This is a genomic window from Citrobacter sp. Cpo221, from assembly GCF_030332345.1.
In the GTDB taxonomy this organism is placed as follows: Bacteria; Pseudomonadota; Gammaproteobacteria; order Enterobacterales; family Enterobacteriaceae; genus Citrobacter; species Citrobacter portucalensis.
In genome coordinates this window covers 120317-137852 of the sequence record NZ_JAOWIA010000052.1, presented here as the reverse complement: position 1 = coordinate 137852, position 17536 = coordinate 120317, and the positions used below count along the sequence as shown (strand labels likewise).

7 protein-coding genes are annotated in these 17536 nt (G+C 51.0%); 5 read left to right on the top strand and 2 right to left on the bottom strand.

Going from position 1 to position 17536, the window contains the following annotated elements:
• Positions 1-57: 57 nt before the first annotated feature.
• Positions 58-9798 carry a retention module-containing protein gene (locus tag OGY72_RS12540; RefSeq protein WP_286547818.1) on the bottom strand — a complete coding sequence of 3247 codons (9741 nt, stop codon included), beginning with the start codon at positions 9796-9798 and terminating at the stop codon, positions 58-60.
• Between the two features lie 332 nt (positions 9799-10130).
• Between OGY72_RS12540 and OGY72_RS12535 the strand changes: the two genes are divergently transcribed.
• From OGY72_RS12535 to OGY72_RS12525, 3 genes are all read left to right on the top strand, one after another.
• Positions 10131-11474, top strand: a complete 1344-nt coding sequence (locus OGY72_RS12535) for a TolC family outer membrane protein (protein ID WP_286547817.1) — start codon at positions 10131-10133, stop codon at positions 11472-11474.
• An 89-nt stretch (positions 11475-11563) separates the two neighbouring features.
• Positions 11564-13756 carry a type I secretion system permease/ATPase gene (locus OGY72_RS12530; RefSeq protein WP_286547816.1) on the top strand — a complete coding sequence of 731 codons (2193 nt, stop codon included), beginning with the start codon at positions 11564-11566 and terminating at the stop codon, positions 13754-13756.
• The gene (locus OGY72_RS12525; RefSeq protein ID WP_286547815.1) at positions 13743-15116 is read left to right on the top strand and encodes an HlyD family type I secretion periplasmic adaptor subunit; all 1374 of its coding nucleotides are present in this window, start codon (positions 13743-13745) and stop codon (positions 15114-15116) included. The genes OGY72_RS12530 and OGY72_RS12525 overlap by 14 nt, the downstream gene beginning before the upstream one ends.
• Before the next feature lie 42 nt (positions 15117-15158).
• Here the strand turns inward: OGY72_RS12525 and OGY72_RS12520 are convergent, their stop codons facing one another.
• On the bottom strand, positions 15159-15764 hold the full coding sequence (locus OGY72_RS12520) for a helix-turn-helix domain-containing protein (protein WP_071687043.1): 606 nt from the start codon (positions 15762-15764) through the stop codon (positions 15159-15161).
• Positions 15765-16219: 455 nt separating this feature from the next.
• On the opposite strand from OGY72_RS12520, the gene OGY72_RS12515 reads away from it, so the two are divergent.
• Both OGY72_RS12515 and OGY72_RS12510 read left to right on the top strand, forming a co-directional pair.
• Complete coding sequence (locus OGY72_RS12515) at positions 16220-17005, top strand: winged helix-turn-helix domain-containing protein (RefSeq protein WP_003825821.1); 786 nt, start codon at positions 16220-16222, stop codon at positions 17003-17005.
• Positions 17005-17517, top strand: coding sequence for a YqeJ family protein (locus OGY72_RS12510; protein ID WP_003825820.1), 513 nt, complete (start codon positions 17005-17007; stop codon positions 17515-17517). The genes OGY72_RS12515 and OGY72_RS12510 overlap by 1 nt, the downstream gene beginning before the upstream one ends.
• The last annotated feature ends 19 nt before the right edge of the window (positions 17518-17536 follow it).

Genomic DNA, 17536 nt, shown 5'->3' with positions numbered 1-17536 from the left:
TGCCTTTTCATTTTGCATGACGCTGCTGCCCTGTTTATACAGGGCAACAGGCAATCGTTAGTGAGTGTGATTTTGATCGGGTTTGGCTATCAGGTGATCCAACGAGTAGCTCGGAGAATGCAGATCGCTGCTTGCCGGAGTAGACAGCGCGGTATCAATCCCATGCGCCACCTTCGCCGGGCTGGCGATCAGGTGATGATCGCCGCCGCTTTGAATGTACTTCGCAATATCCACACCTTCATGCAGTTCACGCGCCAGATCGCTAAGATCGACTTTTTCAAGTACGCCCTTCGCTTTATCGTCAGCGCTGAGCACCGCTGTCGCCTGGCCGTGTCCGGTCGCTGCTGGTGCGTAAGACAGAGATAATGCGTTGTCATCGAACAGGTTGTGCAGCGCCTTCGGCAAGGCCGCCAGTGGCCCTTTGCCTGCCGAGTGCCCCCTGTGCGTCACCAGATCTTCCATCGTGACGTTAACCTGTTGTCCGTATGACATCACGTTACCGTGGCTATCATGCGCTTCAACGCTCACTTCAACCTTGTTATGCCCGCCGTGGAATGCTGAAGAGTCTGCAGGGATATCAAAACGCAGCTCGTTATGGTCAAGATGCAAAGTCGTGTCGAACTCATGACCGTTAACCATCGCTTTGACATGATCGCCATCCTGCATATCGCCCGTGACGCTACCGGTGATGTGCGTGACAGATGTCTGTGCTTCCGTCTGCGAAATATGGTTATCGCCGGTGATTTTATCGACCACGATGCTGGCATCGGCGTGAGTATCAAGGATCAGGTTTTTGTGATCGCTCACGTCCAGCGTATTGCCCGCCGCATCACGTAACGTCGTCTTCACCTGAACGTCGTTGTTGCCTTCGTTCAGATACGCATTCGATATTGCCGCCTGGTAACCCAGCGTATGGGTCGCAGGATCGGCAACTATCGTAGCAATGGTGTCATGGCCATTAACGCTGACCGTGACCGTTCCACCCGCCTGCGCATCGCCCGTGACCGTCCCGCGAATCAAGGTATCCGTTAGCGATTCTTTCTGGTTCACAACGTTGTCGCCCGCGATACCATCAGTGATGGTAATCGTGCCGTCAGCATGCGTATCCAGCACCACGTTTTTCTGATCGTGCACCTCTAACGTGTTGCCTGCAACATCGTGTAACGTCGTTTTCACCTCAACCTTATTGTCGCCCTCATTCAGGTACGTTCCTGGAACCGCAACCTGATAAACCGTCGAGGAGCCAGGCACCAACGTAGCCTTCATATTGTTGCCGTTGATACTCACTTCAACGACATCGGTCGGGTGCGTATCGCCGGAAACCGTAAATTTAATCACCGTATCTGACTTCGATTCATTCAGGTTAACGACGTTGTCACCTGCGATGTGGTCATTAATGGTAATTGCACCGTTGGCCTGCTCATCAACAGAATAGGTATGCGTCGATGTTGCGGTGAACGGGTTTCCCGGCGCGTCATGCCCGGTAACCTTCACATCAATTGATGTGTTGGCGCGCAGAACGGCGGAATCCACGTCAATCTGATAACCCAAATCACCGTTGCTCAGCGTAATGACTTTGCCATTAACCGAAGTGCTGCCGATGGTTAAAGTCACCGGATCGTCAAACTGCGCATCGCCGCCGACATGGCCGCTGATGGTGACCTTCTGTCCCGATAACTCCTGGTGGTTGAGAACGTTATCCGCGGTGACGCTGTCAACGCTAACGGTGCCAGAAGCCACGCGATCGATGGCGATCGTCTTATCAGTAGCAATTTGCTGGCGGTTACCGGCATCATCATGGGCGACAACGTGGGCGGTAATATGCTGGTCGTGAACCAGATCAACCGTACTGGCTTCAACACGGAACACCTTATGGCCACCGCTGTCGGTGACTTTCGCCGTGAGATCCTTACCATTGACGGTGACGGTGACCAAATCGTCAACCTCAACGTCGCCGGTCACAGAACCGGTGATGGTGGTGGTCGGCTTCCCGGCTTCAACGTTATTCAGCACGTCATCATTGGACACGGTATCCAGCACAATCGTCGCATCCACGTGATCGTCAATGACCACGGTTTTGTCATACGTCGCAGGCTGGCTATTACCTGCCGCATCATGACCCGTCACGCTGACGTGAATGGTAGGATCGGCCTGCAAATCCGCGGTGCTGACGAACGCTTTATACCCCAACTGCCCGTTCATATGCGGCAATTCAATGACCGTCGCCTCAACCGGATTGCCATTAACGGTGATATAAACCTTATCGTTTTTGTGTACGTCACCACCGACGGTGCCGCTGACTTCGACCGTACCGGCTTTGATCTCATCCGCATTGATCACATCATCGCCGCCCACGGTGTTAACCGTTACCGTTGCCGTCGCAGTGGTATCAACAGAAAACGCTTTGGTGATATTGGCATCCTGGACGTTGCCGTGATTATCGTGGCCGGTCACCGTAGCCTCGATGGAATGGTCGGCCACCAGGTCTGATGTATTGACATCAACGGTGTAGTGCTTAGTCGCATCAATCTTCGCGGTATAAGTTTGACCGTTAACCTTCAGCGTCACGTTTTCCCCCGGGTTGACGTCACCCGACACGGAACCGCTCACCGCAATCGTAGGCCGTCCTGTTTCCTGTGCGTTCAGAACGTTATCGGCGGTAATATTATCGACCGTAACACCCGCATCGGCTTTGAGATCGACGTCAACGTGCTTAGACGTCGAGCCGATGCCGGTATTCCCGACCGCATCGGTGGCGCTTACCGAGGCGGTAATGTCCGATTTATTACGCAGATCGTTGATGCTGACTTCCTTCGACCAAACCAATTGGCCGTGATCGGCATGCACCTCGGCGGTTAAGGTATTACCATTCACCAGCAGCGAGACTACGCTGCCGTCATGAATGCCTTCACCGCTGACCGTACCGCTGATCGTTGTTTTACCGCTTTGCGCTTCTTTGCCGTTGATCACGTCATCGCCGGCAACCTTGTCCATGGTGATGTGGACCGGATTATCGGTATCGACCTGAATAGTTTTCGGCACGCTCGAAGTGTCGCTGCCCGCCGAGTTACTGACGGTAATGGATACGTCAAACGTCGGATGTGCCTTAAGTTCGGACGAAGGAACATCAACCAGCCAGGTCATTTCCCCCGGCAGCCCCGGAATCTCACTCACTTTACCGGTGTAGTGATGGTTATTGAGAGTGACGGTCACGTCATCGCCAACGTGGGCATCGCCGGTCACCCGGCCGCGAATCGGCGTGGTCGGTTTTTGCGCTTCAGCGCCGTTGAGAACGTCATCGCCCGTTACCTTATCAACGGTAAGATGCACCGTCGGCTGATGTAGTTGTGTGAGTCCTGTCCCCGGCGTTGTCGGTGGGGTGTGCATACCAAAAGGCGTATTGGCTGGAGTATAGGTATTATTTACCCACGGAAGATCTATAAATTTATGCTCTACCGCCGTCGCGGTGTTGCCATGATCATCATGGGTGGTGATGGAGACAGTGATATTGCCGTCGTTATTCCAGTACGAAGTCAGAATATCCAGAGTGTAGCCCAGTTTCCCATCCGGGAGGGTAACAACATGCGTTTCCAGATGCGTGTTGTTTCCCACATCAACTGTAACCAAATCATTAAGCTTCGCGTCAGGAGCAACATGTCCGGTTACCGTCACAAATTCGGGGTGGTTTCCTGCTGGCAGGTCCCAACCTCGCCAGTTCATCGCAGAGTCAATAGTAATCCCGGCATCTGCATGGGTATCAATATCAACCGGCATATCATCATGCCCGTGAGCAACGTTGCCTGCCGCATCTTTTGCCGTCACCTCGGCATGGATATTCGAATCCATCAACAGATCGAGCGTTGAAACCTCGGTGCTAAATACATGCTTACCGTGGTCATCATGAACCTGCGCATAGTAGGTCTGATGGTTAATGGTCAGTTCAACCAGGTCGCCCACCTTCACATCACCGCCCACGCTACCGGTCACGGTGGTCAGCGGGTTTTGCGCCTCTTTGTAGTTGATAACCGCGTCGTTATCGTCCGTCACCAGCGGGTCGATATGGACGATAGCCTCGGCGCGATCGTCAATTGTCACCGAGCTTGTCGCATCCGCCTTCGCGGTATTGCCGTAAGGATCGGTGGTGGTAATGGTTGCCGTGATATGCGGATCGTTTTGCAGCCATTGGGTATCCACATCAATGTGATAACCCAATGTACCCAGATTCGGCAGGTCAACCACAGTGGTATCGACCTGATGACCGCCGATGGTCAAATGAACCGTATTCCCCACCTGCGCATCGCCCCCCACCGTACCACTGATGGTTGTTTTAGGCGCCTGCAGTTCAGTGCCGTTCAGAACGTCATCACCCGTCACGCGATCGATGGTGATCGCGGCAAGAGCCTGATTGTCCAGATTAACGTCATGATGCGCCACAATATGGGCATGGTTCTGCGCCGCGTCGGTGATATCCATTGACACTTCAATATGCGGGTTAGCCACCAGGTCGGACGTCGATACGACCATCTTGTAACCCAACCGATTGCCGCTAATCACTTCAACAAAACCAGGATACGAATGGCCGTTGATCGTCATAACCAGCGGATCGCCCGGATGAACCTCGCCGGTCACAGTGCCGGTGACAGCGGTGGTGGTCTGATGCTGTTCGACATCATTCAGCGTGTTGTCTGGCGTAACGGAATCGATCGTAATCGTCGCATCCACGCGGGTATCAATCACTACCGTAGTCTGCGCATTGGCCGTTGCCGGGTTGCCTGCCACATCTGTGGTGCTGACGGTGGCCGTTAAATGCGGGTCAGCCAGCAGGTCGGGGGTACTGACTTTTATGCTATACCCGAGATAACCACCCTGATCGGTGACTTTCCCGGTCAGGGTATGACCATTCACGGTAAGGTAAACGGTATCATTGACGTGTACATCACCGCCGACTCTGCCAGTCACAAAGGTAAATGGCTGGCGGGATTCATCGCCGTTGACCATATTATCGCCGGTGACAGGATCGATAGTCAGCAACGCTTTCGCATGCAAATCCACCGCCATATCATGCGTGGCTTCGGCTTTCTGCAGGTTATGGACGCCATCTTCGCCAACCACCCGCGCAACAATATGCGGATCTTTCACCAGATCGCCCGTCAGCACATCCAGCTTATAGCCCAGCGCATTATTGTGCTCAGGGAGTTTCTGTACCGTTGTGTCATAGTGGTGACCATTGACGGTAACGGTCACTTTATCGCCAATATGCACATCACCAGAAACGGTACCCATCACTTCGGTGGTATGTTTTGTAGACTCGGCGCCGTTAATCATATTGTCGCCCGCCACGGTATCGATGGTAATCCCAGCCAGGGCGTGATGATCAATATGCACTTTATGCGTCGTAGACACGACAACTTCGTTACCCACCGCGTCATGCGACGTTACGCTAGCCTTGAAGGTGACATCTTTGTCCTGGTTGCCCTGGTTGTTGCTAAAATCTGAAGAAAGGACCGGGATTTGATACCCCAACTGACCGTTACCCAGAACGAGAACCTTACCGGTATACGTGTGACCGTTAATCTCAACGCTCACATCATCGTTAACCTGGGCATCTTTACCGACAACGCCACTAACCAACTGCCAGGTCTTATCTAACTCTAAATGGTTGAGTATGTTGTCGTCAGTCACCTTATCAATCGTAATGCTCGCCTCAGCATGCAGATCAATATGCACCATATGGTCGTGCGTTACCGTTGATGGGTTACCGTGTTCGTCAACGGTTGAGATGGAGACATGGACCTTCTGGTCACTGCCATCTTTCAAGTTATCGGTGCTGACTTCAATGCTGTAGCCCAGCGAGTGGTCAGGCAGTTCGAATACCTTGCCCTGATAGGGTTTGCCATTGAAGGTCAAGGTGACGATATCATCTTTCTGCGCATCGCCGCCGACCGGCCCTGTGATGGTTGTCTTATGCAGTTCGGACTCGGCTTTACTGATAATGTCATCACCGGCGACGGTATCAATGCCGATAGAGGCACTGGCGTTAAGATCCAACCCAACGCTGCGTTCCGCGGTTGCCGTGGTTTCGTTTCCATGATCGTCCGTGGTATGAATGCTCGCGTGAATCACCGGATCGTTGACCAGGTTCTGGGTATCAACCGGGATCTGGTAGCCCAAGCCACCGTTCGCCAGCTTCACCACCTCACCAGAGTACGGATGACCATCAATCACCAGCTCAACGGTATCGTGCTCTTTCGCATCGCCGCTCACCGAGCCACTGATAGTGGTCTTACCGTTATTGTCCGTCGATTCCTTGATGTTGATGACGTTATCAGCCGTCACGCCATCAATGGTGATATGCGACTGCGTGTACATATCGCTACTGATGGTTTTCGTCTCTGAATGCGTGACGCTGTTCCCCGCCACATCGGTGGAGGTGACAGACACGGTTATTTGCGGGTGGGTCATCAGCATATGAGTATTGACCGGGAAGCTAAAGCCCAGCCCGCCGCCCGCCAGCGTGATAACGGCACCTTGCATCACCACAACGCCATCCAGCTTCAGGATCACCGTATCACCTACTTTCGCATCCGCGCCAGTCACGGTGCCAGTGATTGGCGTCATGCCGCCGTTGGCGGAAAACTCCTTGATATTGATAACGTTGTCGCCAGCGACAGTACCAATATGCACTTGGTTTTCGGCGTAGTTATCGATATGTACGTTGTGGTTGCTGGTGGCAATAGCCAGGTTACCTGCCGCATCGTGGGAGATAACCGTCGCCTTGATGTTGACATACTTATCCTGGTGGCCCTGGTTGTCACTGAATGCCGACGAGTCGACCGGGATTTGGTAGCCCAGCTTACCGTTATTCAGCGTGATAACTTCACCCGTAAACTTGTAGCCATTAATTTCAAGGCTGACAACATCGTGAACTTTCACATCGCCGCCGACGCTACCGCTGATGATTTGCTTAGTCATATTCAGTTCAGCATGGTTCAGGGTGTTATCAGCAGTAACATCATCAATCGTAATGCTCGCCTCAGCGTGCAGATCGATATGCACCATATGCTCGGACGTTGCCACTGCTGTATTGCCGTGTTCGTCAACGGTTGAGATGGAGACATGGATCTTCTGGTCGCTGCCATCCATCAGTGTGTCGGTGTCGACCTCAATGCGGTAGCCCAGCGAGTGGTTAGCGAGTTCAATAACCTTGCTGGTATAGGTTTTACCGTTGAAGGTTAAGGTGACGGTATCATCTTTCTGCGCATCGCCGCCGACCGACCCTGTGATGGTTGTCTTATGCAGTTCGGACTCGGTTTTACTGATAGTGTCATCACCGGCGACGGTATCAATACCGATAGAGGCGCTGGCGTTAAGATCCAGCCCAACGACATGTTTCGTCACCGCCGTCATTTCGTTGCCATGATCGTCCGTGGTATGAATGCTCGCATGGATAAGCGGGTTGGCTAACAGATCCTTAGTCTCTACAGGGATATGGTAAACCAGATTGCCGTTTGCCAGCTTTTCCACTTCACCCGAATAGTGTTGACCATTAATCACCAGCTCAACGGTATCGTACTCTTTCGCATCGCCGCTTACCGTACCACTGATGGTGGTCTTGCCGTTATTGTCCGTCGATTCCTTGATGTTGATGAAGTTATCAGCGGTCACGCCATCAATGGTGATATGCGACTGCGTATACAGGTCGGCGCTGATGGTTTTGGTTTCAGAATGCGTGACGCTGTTCCCCACTGGGTCCGTAGAGGTGACAGAGACAGTAAATTCCGGATGAGTTACCAGCTTATGGCTGTTTACCGGAATGCTATAGCCCAGCCCACCGCCCGCCAGCGCGATAACCGAACTGTGAATCACCGCGCCCCCCTTCAGCTCCAGGGTAACCACATCACCCACTTTCGCATCCACGCCGGTCACGGTACCAGTAATTAGCGTGATCCCGCCGTTGGCTAAAAATTCCTTGATATTAATAAGGTCATCACCCGCGACGGTATCAATATGCACCGCGTTTTCCGCGAAGTTGTCGATATGCACGTCGTGGTTGCTGGTGGCAATTGCCAGGTTACCTGCCGCATCGTGGGAAATGACGCTGACGTGGACCATCACGTCTTTCAACACATGACCGACGTTGTCAGAGAATGCTGATGAATCCACCTCGATGCGGTAGCCGAGGGTATTTTTCCCGGTATCAATCACCTGGCCGTGATACTGATGGCCGTTGATCTCCACCAGCACCGGGTCGCCCGCTTTCGCATCTTCCCCGCGAACGTTCCCGGTAATTGTCTGCTTCGCCGCCGACAGCTCAGTAAAGTTCAGGGTGTTATCGTCGGTCACATTGTCGATAGTCAGCGCGTTATGCGCCTGGGTATCCAGTACCACGGTGCGGTGCGTAATTGCAGTAGCTTCATTGCCTACCGCGTCATGGCTGACCAGCGTCACCTGCACATCGTTGGCCCCCTCTTTGAGGGTTGCGGAAGGCACAACGATTTCATAGCGGAGCTGACCATGATCGTCGAAAACCGTGCCGTGAAACGCTTTGCCCTGAATGGTCAACGTGACCGGATCACCCGCTTTCGCATCACCGCTGGCAACGCCAGAAATAATGGTCGGCATACGAAACTCATTAGCGTTTACAACATCATCATTCGCCACCGTTTCAATGGTCACGGCATTTTGCGCATACAGATCGTTATCGACATGATGATCCGTGGAAACAATGGTGGTGTTTCCTGCGTCGTCAGTAGAGGTTAATGTAGCGTGAATGTTCGGTTCATTCAGTAACCCCTGGGTCAGTACCGGGATGGTATAAGTCAGAGTCCCATTACCTGGGTCGGTAACAACGCCGGTATATTCGTTACCATCAACCAATAAAGTGACGATATCGCCGGGTTTAGCATCGCCGCCGACCGCCCCGTGGATCAGGGTTTGCGGCTGACGTGACTCTTCGTAGTTAATGAGGTTATCCGGCGTGACGTTTTCAACGCTAATACTGATATTTGGCCCGGTAATATCAATCAGCGCATGGTCAAAACTTTCAGCCGTTCGTCCCGTCACATCGGTCGCGATTGCCACCACTGTTACATTTCCCGGAACCAGTCCCCCCAGATCGGCATCAATATTCCAGTGCCCGTTGCTCACCGGAACAGTAACGGTAAATGTGTTTTTTTGGCTATCAGTGAAGGTGAGTGTGATGTGATTTTGATTACTGGTGCCGCTTAAATGGGCCTGGTGGAATTCATTTTTGTTAATGAAACCGTCGTTGCCGGCAAACTCGGTAATTTGCACCTCTGGCGGGAAAACACTCGCGGAACCGGCATCAATCCCCCCAACTGGCAAGTTGATATCCCAGTTCGGACTTCCCAGACCTTTGGTGTTAAAACCTGCTGTCGGATCAACCACCTGCCCGGTCAATTCAAGCTGAACCAGAGTGTGACCACCGCCGCCGCCTTCTAAGGTTACCGGCGCTTCATTACCTGCAGCCGTGGCTTCCAGCACCTGCGTCGGGTCAGCGCCATCGGCAATGGCCTTTTGTGCGGCGGCAATATCCTGAGCGCTACTTTCCGGATTATGGCTGGCCTGTAGCCCGTGGTCGCCCCAATGGCTATTACGGCCTATATCCAGCGTTTTTCCGTCTGGTAAAGAGATACTTACCGCGCCGCTGGCACCGGTCACAATTTCTTCACCGCTATATACCCTGTCGCCTTCATGAACCAGTCGTTGTGCACCATTGGCATCAACCACGTAAACCTGTCCAATAATTGCTTTGATCACACCGAGTAATTTGCTCACCGTAACCTCACTTAATTACCATCATTATTTTTATAAACTCGTTAATATATTAACGAACAAATATCACATTCAGTTAATGTAGACATTAATATCTCAATGTAGAAAAAAACACATTTTATAGAATGCAATTACATGAGACTTGACTGGCAAATGAATATAATAAAAAATAACCAAAAATAAAACACGATGTGACAAAACATGTCGCTGAATAGCTGATTACAGCCATCAATTAAGATAATTCACATTTGTTAATTAATATAACGTGTTTGTAAAAATGGATGATAGCGATGACAACTGGATGTCATAACCGTGAGATATAGGGCATTCATGTCATGAAGAAGCTTTTAGTTTTTCTGCTTTCATGTTTTTCAATAAATGCAGTAAATGCAGAAGACTTACAAAATACAGTTAAAGATGCATTAGCCAATCATCCTGAAGTTAATGCTGCAATTAATAGCCGTTTTTCCTCAGAGCAAGATCTGCGGGCCGCACAAGGTGGTTATTTACCATCACTAAATTTAAACGCAGAGGCCGGGCGCAAAAATGTTGATGATGCAACTACCCGCGCGACTGGTCGCAATAACGGCCTGACTCAGTCCCCTAACGAGGCGACTATCAGCCTTGAGCAAAATGTGTTTAACGGCTTTGCGACCAACAGCGAAGTGGCACGACAAAAAGCGACCGTAGACTCACGCGCTTACAGCGTGATGAACACCAGCGAAAGCACCGCTTATGCGGTGATTCAGGCCTATTTCGACGTGCTGCAACGCGAAGAGTTTGTGCGCCTTGCTGAAGACGATCTGGCGAACCACGAACGCATTTACGACCAGATAAAACTGCGTACCGATCAGGGCGTTGGGCGCTCCGGGGACTTTATGCAGGCCGAAGCGCGTCTGGCACAGGCGCGTAACAACCTGTTGACCGAGCAGACTAACCTTGAAGACGCGAAAACTACCTTTGTCAGCGTGACGGGCATGGATCCGCAGGGTTTAAGCCAGCCAGAGAGCATTGACTCTCAGCTGCCAACCTCGCTGGAAGATGCCAAAAGTCGGATGGAAAAAAATAATCCATTACTGAAGTCTGCCAATGCGGATATCGAAGCTGCGCACCAGCAGTATGAAGCGTCGAAATCAACCTTCTATCCACGTGTGGACGTTGAGCTTTCACGCGGAATTAGCAACAACACCGATACCACCCGCGCACACACCGAAGAGTGGGAAGCGATGGTCAAACTGCATTACAACCTGTACCAGGGCGGCAGCGACAAAGCCAACATGAACTCCCGTGCTTATCTGCACAAGCAGGCTCAGGATGTACATAATAACACGCTGCGCCAGCTGAATCAGGAGCTGCGCCTGGCCTGGACCGCACTGCAAAACGCACGCGCTCAGCTTCCTTCGGCGGAAGAATACGCCGACCGCAGCGTCAAAGTGCGCACGGCTTATCAGGATCAATTTAGTCTTGGCGAGCGTACGCTGCTGGATTTACTCGATAGTGAAAATGAAGTGTTCTCCTCTAAACGCCGTCTTGTTGAATTACGTTATCTGGCCATGACCAGCGGCTATCGTATTAGCGAACGCACCGGTGAATTAATGAATATTCTAAAAATTACACCTCCGCCATCGGGGCAACCGGTAGATTCAGCAGAAGAAAATAGCTTACCGGAACTTCATTAATAATTATTAATCCCCAATAAATCCCTGACCTGCACGCTTATAATTAGCTTGCTATTATTTAACCGTGCTCGGTCAGAATGGTTGCGAAAATGAGTGCACAAGCCGAATTATTAAATGACGTCCCTGAGAATTACGCTCGTCCTAATTCTCAACATCACGACCCACGTAGCCATAATGACGACCCGTTATTAGATAGCTTACTGATTCTGTGTTCTCTGCACGGTAAACCGGCGAGTCGTTCAACATTAAGCAGTGGCCTGCCATTAGAAAACGATCGGCTCACGCTAAATATATTTCCACGCGCGGCGGCAAGGGCCGGTTTAAAGGCGCGAGTCGTCACGCGCACGCTCGATAAAATTCCGGCAATGTCTCTGCCTGCTGTCTTGTTATTGAACGCAGGGGGAACCGGGGTGTTGTTGGCATGGAACGATGACGGCAGCGCCCGCTTTATGCCCAGCGAAAGCGAAGGTGGGGAAATTTGCGTTGATGCCGCCACGCTTGAGCAAAACTATGCGGGCAAAGTCATTTTTGCGCATCCGCGCCACGAATTCGATTTGCAGGCAGAGGCTTTTTTGCCGCGTACCAAATCCTGGTTTAAAGACACGCTGAAGCTGTCACGTTTTCTGTATATGGATGCGGTATTGGCCAGTCTGTTAATCAACCTGATTGCGCTCGGCACACCGCTCTTTACCATGAATGTGTATGACCGCGTCGTGCCAAACCAGGCAACGGTCACACTATGGGTGTTGGCAGTCGGCATCTGCCTGGCTTTTGTCTTTGATCTGATTTTAAAAATGCTGCGCGGTATCTGCCTTGATATTGCAGGTAAGAAAAGCGATCTCATCATCTCTTCAACCCTGTTTGAGCGCATTGTCGGTATGGAGATGAAAGAGCGCCCGGCACGCGTGGGCAGCTTTGCACAAAACATTCACGAGTTTCAGTCGCTGCGTGATTTCCTCTCATCACTCACTCTGACGACAATTATCGATTTGCCCTTCACCCTGTTACTGCTGATTGTTATTGGCATTATCGGCGGCGCGCTGGCCTGGATCCCGGTACTGACATTACCGATTGCCCTGTTGTGCAGTTGGGCACTACAAAAACCGGTCAACGCTGCTGTGGCAAAAACCATGAGCCTCGCCAGCGAACGCCAGGCGCTACTGATTGAAACCCTGAGCAGTCTGGATGCCATCAAAGTGAATAATGCCCAGAGCGAACGCCAGTTCCAGTGGGAACAAACGCTGGGTAGCCTGAGCCGTCTTGAACTGCGGGTGAAAACCTTATCCAGCCTGGCCAGCAACCTCACCGGTTGGTTCCAGCAAATTTCAGGCGTGGTGATGATCATCGTCGGGGTGTACATGATTATCGACGGCAAACTGAGTATGGGTGGCTTGATCGCCTGCTACATGCTCAACGGTCGGGCACTCATGCCGCTGGGCCAGCTCACCGGCCTTATCGCCCGCTATCAGCAGGCGAAGCTGACCATCAAAAATACTGAGAAAATGATGTCGCTGGCGCAGGAGCGCCGTGCGGATGAAAATCCACTCAAGCGTGAACAGTTACAGGGCAGCATTGAATTTCGCGATGTGGATTTCAGCTATCCGGAGCAACAAAACCTGTCGCTGCACAAAATTAATCTGACAGTTCAACCCGGTGAACGCATCGGCATTATCGGGCGCAGCGGTTCCGGTAAAAGTTCACTGAGTAAACTTATCGTCAATTTATACCAGCCGAGCGCCGGGAACCTACTGATCGACGGTATCGACTCTCGTCAGTTGGATGTGAACGATCTGCGCCACAGCATCGGCTACGTGCCGCAGGACATCCAGCTATTCAATGGCACACTGCGCGATAACCTGCTGTGCGGGGCTCGCTATGTCGATGACGAAACCATGCTGCGAGCGGCAGAACTGGCGGGCGTCAACGAATTCGCACGCCTGCATCCCGACGGCTATAACCTGCAGGTCGGCGAACGCGGCTCCCAGCTTTCCGGCGGGCAGCGACAAGCTGTAGCCCTCGCACGCGCGCTGTTGCTTGATCCCCCTCTCCTGCTACTGGATGAACCCACCAGTTCGATGGATAACACCAGCGAAGAGAAGATCAAACACGCGCTGGCCCCCTGTATCGCGGGAAAAACGTTATTACTGGTCACACACCGCGCTTCCATGCTGTCGCTGGTTGACCGTCTGATTATTGTTGATAAAGGTCGCATCATCGCAGACGGTCCGAAAGCGGTAGTGATGGATGCGTTGAAAAAGGGGCAAATTAATGCGTCTCGCTGATTTCCTGACTCGTGCCCGCCGCCACATGCAGCACTATTTTCGCGGTCGGGATGAAAATCAAACCGACAGTATTAATGAGGTCAGCCAGGCCATTATTGATGACGCCCCAAGGGTGATTCGACTAACGCTGTGGGTGATCCTTGCGCTGGTAGTGCTGTCCTTCATCTGGGCAGGCTTTGCAAAAATTGATGAGGTCACACGCGGTGAAGGCAAAGCGATCCCTTCATCAAAACTGCAAAAAATCCAGAACCTGGAAGGGGGGATTGTTACCGAGCTATATGTGCATGAAGGGCAAATCGTTAACGCCGGAACCCCATTACTGCACCTCGATGACACGCGCTTCGCCTCCAACGTTGGCGAAACTGAAGCCGACAAACTCGGTCTGCGCGCCAAGGTAGAACGCCTGACGGCGGAAGTTGAAAACCGGGACTTTGTGATTTCACCCGAGATAGCCAGCCAGGCGCCGGATGTCGCCCGGGGAGAAACCGAGCTGTACAACAGCCGCCGGGAACAATTTCACAACGAAATTTCCGGGCTTGAAGAACAGCTGGTGCAAAAAAAACAGGAGCTGCGCGACTTTGAGTCAAAGGAGGATCAGTTTAAGCACAGCCTCGGGTTAATCCGTCAGGAAATCAAAATGTCCGAGCCGCTGCTCGCTTCAGGTGCCATTTCAAAAGTCGAACTGCTGCGCCTGCGTCGTACCGAAGTGGAAACCGCCGGGCAGCTCAATTCTATTAGCCTGTCGCTGCCCAAGGCCACGTCAGAAATTAAAGAGATTGAGAATAAAATCGGTGAAAGCCGTGGCCGTTTCCAGAGCGATGCGCTGGCCCAACTCAATGAAGCTCGCACCAATCTGAGTAAAACCCAGGCAAGCGTTAAAGCACTGGAGGATCGGGTGAACCGTACTATGGTCACCTCACCGGTGCGGGGTATCGTCCAGCAGGTGATGGTGAATACTATCGGCGGCGTCATTCAACCGGGCAGCGATCTAGTGGAAATCGTTCCGCTGGATGACAAACTGTTAATCGAAGCCAAAATCCAGCCGCGCGATATCGCCTTCCTCCATCCGGGTCAACATGCGATGGTGAAATTTACCGCTTACGATTACACCATCTATGGCGGTCTGCAAGGCGAAGTAGTGCAGATAAGCCCGGACACCGTTACCGATAAGCAGGGCCGCAGCTTTTATATTGTGCGTTTGCAGACGGATAAAAATTATCTGGGAACAAAAGAGCATCCGATGCTGATCATTCCCGGCATGGTGGCGAGCGTCGATATTCTCACCGGCAAGAAAACGATTCTGAGCTACCTGTTAAAACCGATTATTCGCGCACGCGCGGAAGCACTCAGAGAACGTTGATAGGTTGCGCTCCCTTACATTTTTGCCGGGGAGCGCATGAGTTTATAACGGCGTGCAAAAAGAGAGCTTTCCACGATTCAGGATGATTTTCCCGTCATTAACCAGCTCCTGTAACACCTTATGGATGGCGCTACGCGAGATATGGTTACGGGTCAAAATAAAAGTATACACGGACGTTTTCTCACGAACCCCTGGCTCCATTGCCCAGATATATTTCACGTGTTCAATAATCTGCTCACGTATAGTGCGGTGCGACTGCAACGCCTCACGCTGGAAATAACGTTGAAGATGATGCGTTAAGATATCAAACGCCTGCTTCCATAAGTTTTTAGCGGTAAACAGGAGATCGGCGTTTTGGACGCTCATCGCCCACATTTCACAATCAGTATCACAACGTAAATAGTGACCAGCCACTTCCGTACGCATTTGTGGCAGGCCGAGAATAGCAGGTGCAGAAATACTCACGGTCACTAAATCGTTTTCCACACGATAAACAGAGACAGTCCCTTTCTCCAGAAATAAGATATGTCCATCGGTCTTCAAATCAATACGCTGACGTTTTTTACGTAACGATAGCCAGGCATTATCCGACTTCTTCATTTCATCGCCAACGAGCACTACAGCATTTTCAATTTCTTTCTGGAACATGGGACTCTCTACCGCAAATTATGGCTTAGTCAAAAAGATGGTTAAATTTACTCAGCACTAAAAATAAATGTCAGCTCGCAAACAAGCTGACATTTATTCCCATCTACATCTACCACCGGCATTCCCTGGTGCCATTGACGCGTTAAGGTTCATGCTGTTTTCGCGTGGTGGTGCCAGGCAGTATATGGCGCTGTCCATAAAGAATTAATGGCAATCATCTTTGTCGACATTTTTTCATCTTTCTGTTCTTTGCAGAGTAGCCAAAAAGATACAATTAATTGATTTTAATGGGTTTTATTTTCATTAAAAAGTTATCATTCTTGTTATATCATGATACCAAATTGCAACACTTCGCGGTTCTCGCTGTGGAATCAGGTCCATGCTGGTGGTCTTTATAGGCTCAGTGGTATCATGACTAAACAACCACCAGACGCATCATCAAGAGTAGAGACAATATGTCTGAGACTGGCAATGTCAGTTATCTGATTGAAAATAGAATAATATTTACGCCAGCCACACAATGTCTGGCGCGGGTAGATCACCCCAATCAGCGGATAAAACTCAAACACTCAGCGTCGTTATGTCTTTTATTACTTATTCAACATCGCGGGCAAGTGGTTTCTCAAAACGAATTACTGGAATTCGGTTGGGGTAAAAATCACCGCCAGGTGAGTTTCAACGCCTTTTATCAAAGCATTCTCTCGTTGCGTAAAAGCTTGCAGCAGCTGGAGCTTGAACAACCGCTGATCACAACGATCCCCCGCAAAGGGCTGATCATTCAAGAAGAGTTTGATATTCAGGTCATTGAAACACCGGAGGAGAACTCTGCTTCTGCGGAAGAATCCTTAGCGCCAGATGCCACCATTGAGGAATTTTTGGCTGACACACCGCGTCAACCTTTGATAACGGCTGCAGAAACAGTAATGTTGGCACTTACCCTGATAATTTGTGTGCTTATATTATATCCGTGGCAAGCCAGCGATGATTATTTCTCCGGCTATATCACTGCGGATAAAGCACCCACTGACTGTCAGTATTATTTCAATAACGATGCCAGTAATTTCTCCCGGCATACCGCGTTTATCGACAAAAACCCAGGACTGTGTCAGAGCCATAAATTTATCTATATCACGACCTATCCTGAGTCTAAGAAACTGTCCGTGCTGGTGTGTCGCTCACCGATAAAAGCCAGGCAAGAAAATGCCTGTCAGTCGGTATATTATCCACGGTATGATAGCTAATGAACTTATATCCCCGAACGTCCCGCATCCAGACAGGTATTATCCTGCTGCTTTGTTTTGCTGCGCTTATTCTTACTGTCGTCTATCGGTACAGTAAGAACAATGGCGAGTTACATGATCTCACTTGCCGCTCTGCCATCGAAATTGTACGCAATACAAGCTCGTTCCGAGGGATTATTGATATTAAAACCGGGGGCAGTAAAGGTATTGTGAATATTGATGGTATTATCAAAGATGCCGAAAATAATGAGCAAACCGTGCAACGCATGGTACTTTTTACACAATCCAGCTACGGCTCAAGCCCGGTTTGGATTTCACAGAAAATCCAAATTTCCAATCGCGAAACGGCTCCCGCCAGCCTTATTCAGGAACTCCTCCCCGACTTTTTCCTGACCAACACCAGCGTATCCAACGTCGATTTTTTTGCGCTGAACAGCGCGACATACCTGATTACCAAAGAGGGGATCCCCTATCTGTACTGCCAGAATTATGCTTTGCCAGAAAATGAATAATCAATAAGCGTTCTGGCGG

Excerpts from the sequence above, each read along its gene's own strand:
- OGY72_RS12520 (WP_071687043.1), bottom strand. The coding sequence starts at position 15,764 with ATGTTCCAGAAAGAAATTGAAAATGCTGTAGTGCTCGTTGGCGATGAA.
- OGY72_RS12515 (WP_003825821.1), top strand. The coding sequence starts at position 16,220 with ATGTCTGAGACTGGCAATGTCAGTTATCTGATTGAAAATAGAATAATA.
- OGY72_RS12535 (WP_286547817.1), top strand. The coding sequence starts at position 10,131 with ATGAAGAAGCTTTTAGTTTTTCTGCTTTCATGTTTTTCAATAAATGCA.
- OGY72_RS12530 (WP_286547816.1), top strand. The coding sequence starts at position 11,564 with ATGAGTGCACAAGCCGAATTATTAAATGACGTCCCTGAGAATTACGCT.
- OGY72_RS12525 (WP_286547815.1), top strand. The coding sequence starts at position 13,743 with ATGCGTCTCGCTGATTTCCTGACTCGTGCCCGCCGCCACATGCAGCAC.
- OGY72_RS12510 (WP_003825820.1), top strand. The coding sequence starts at position 17,005 with ATGAACTTATATCCCCGAACGTCCCGCATCCAGACAGGTATTATCCTG.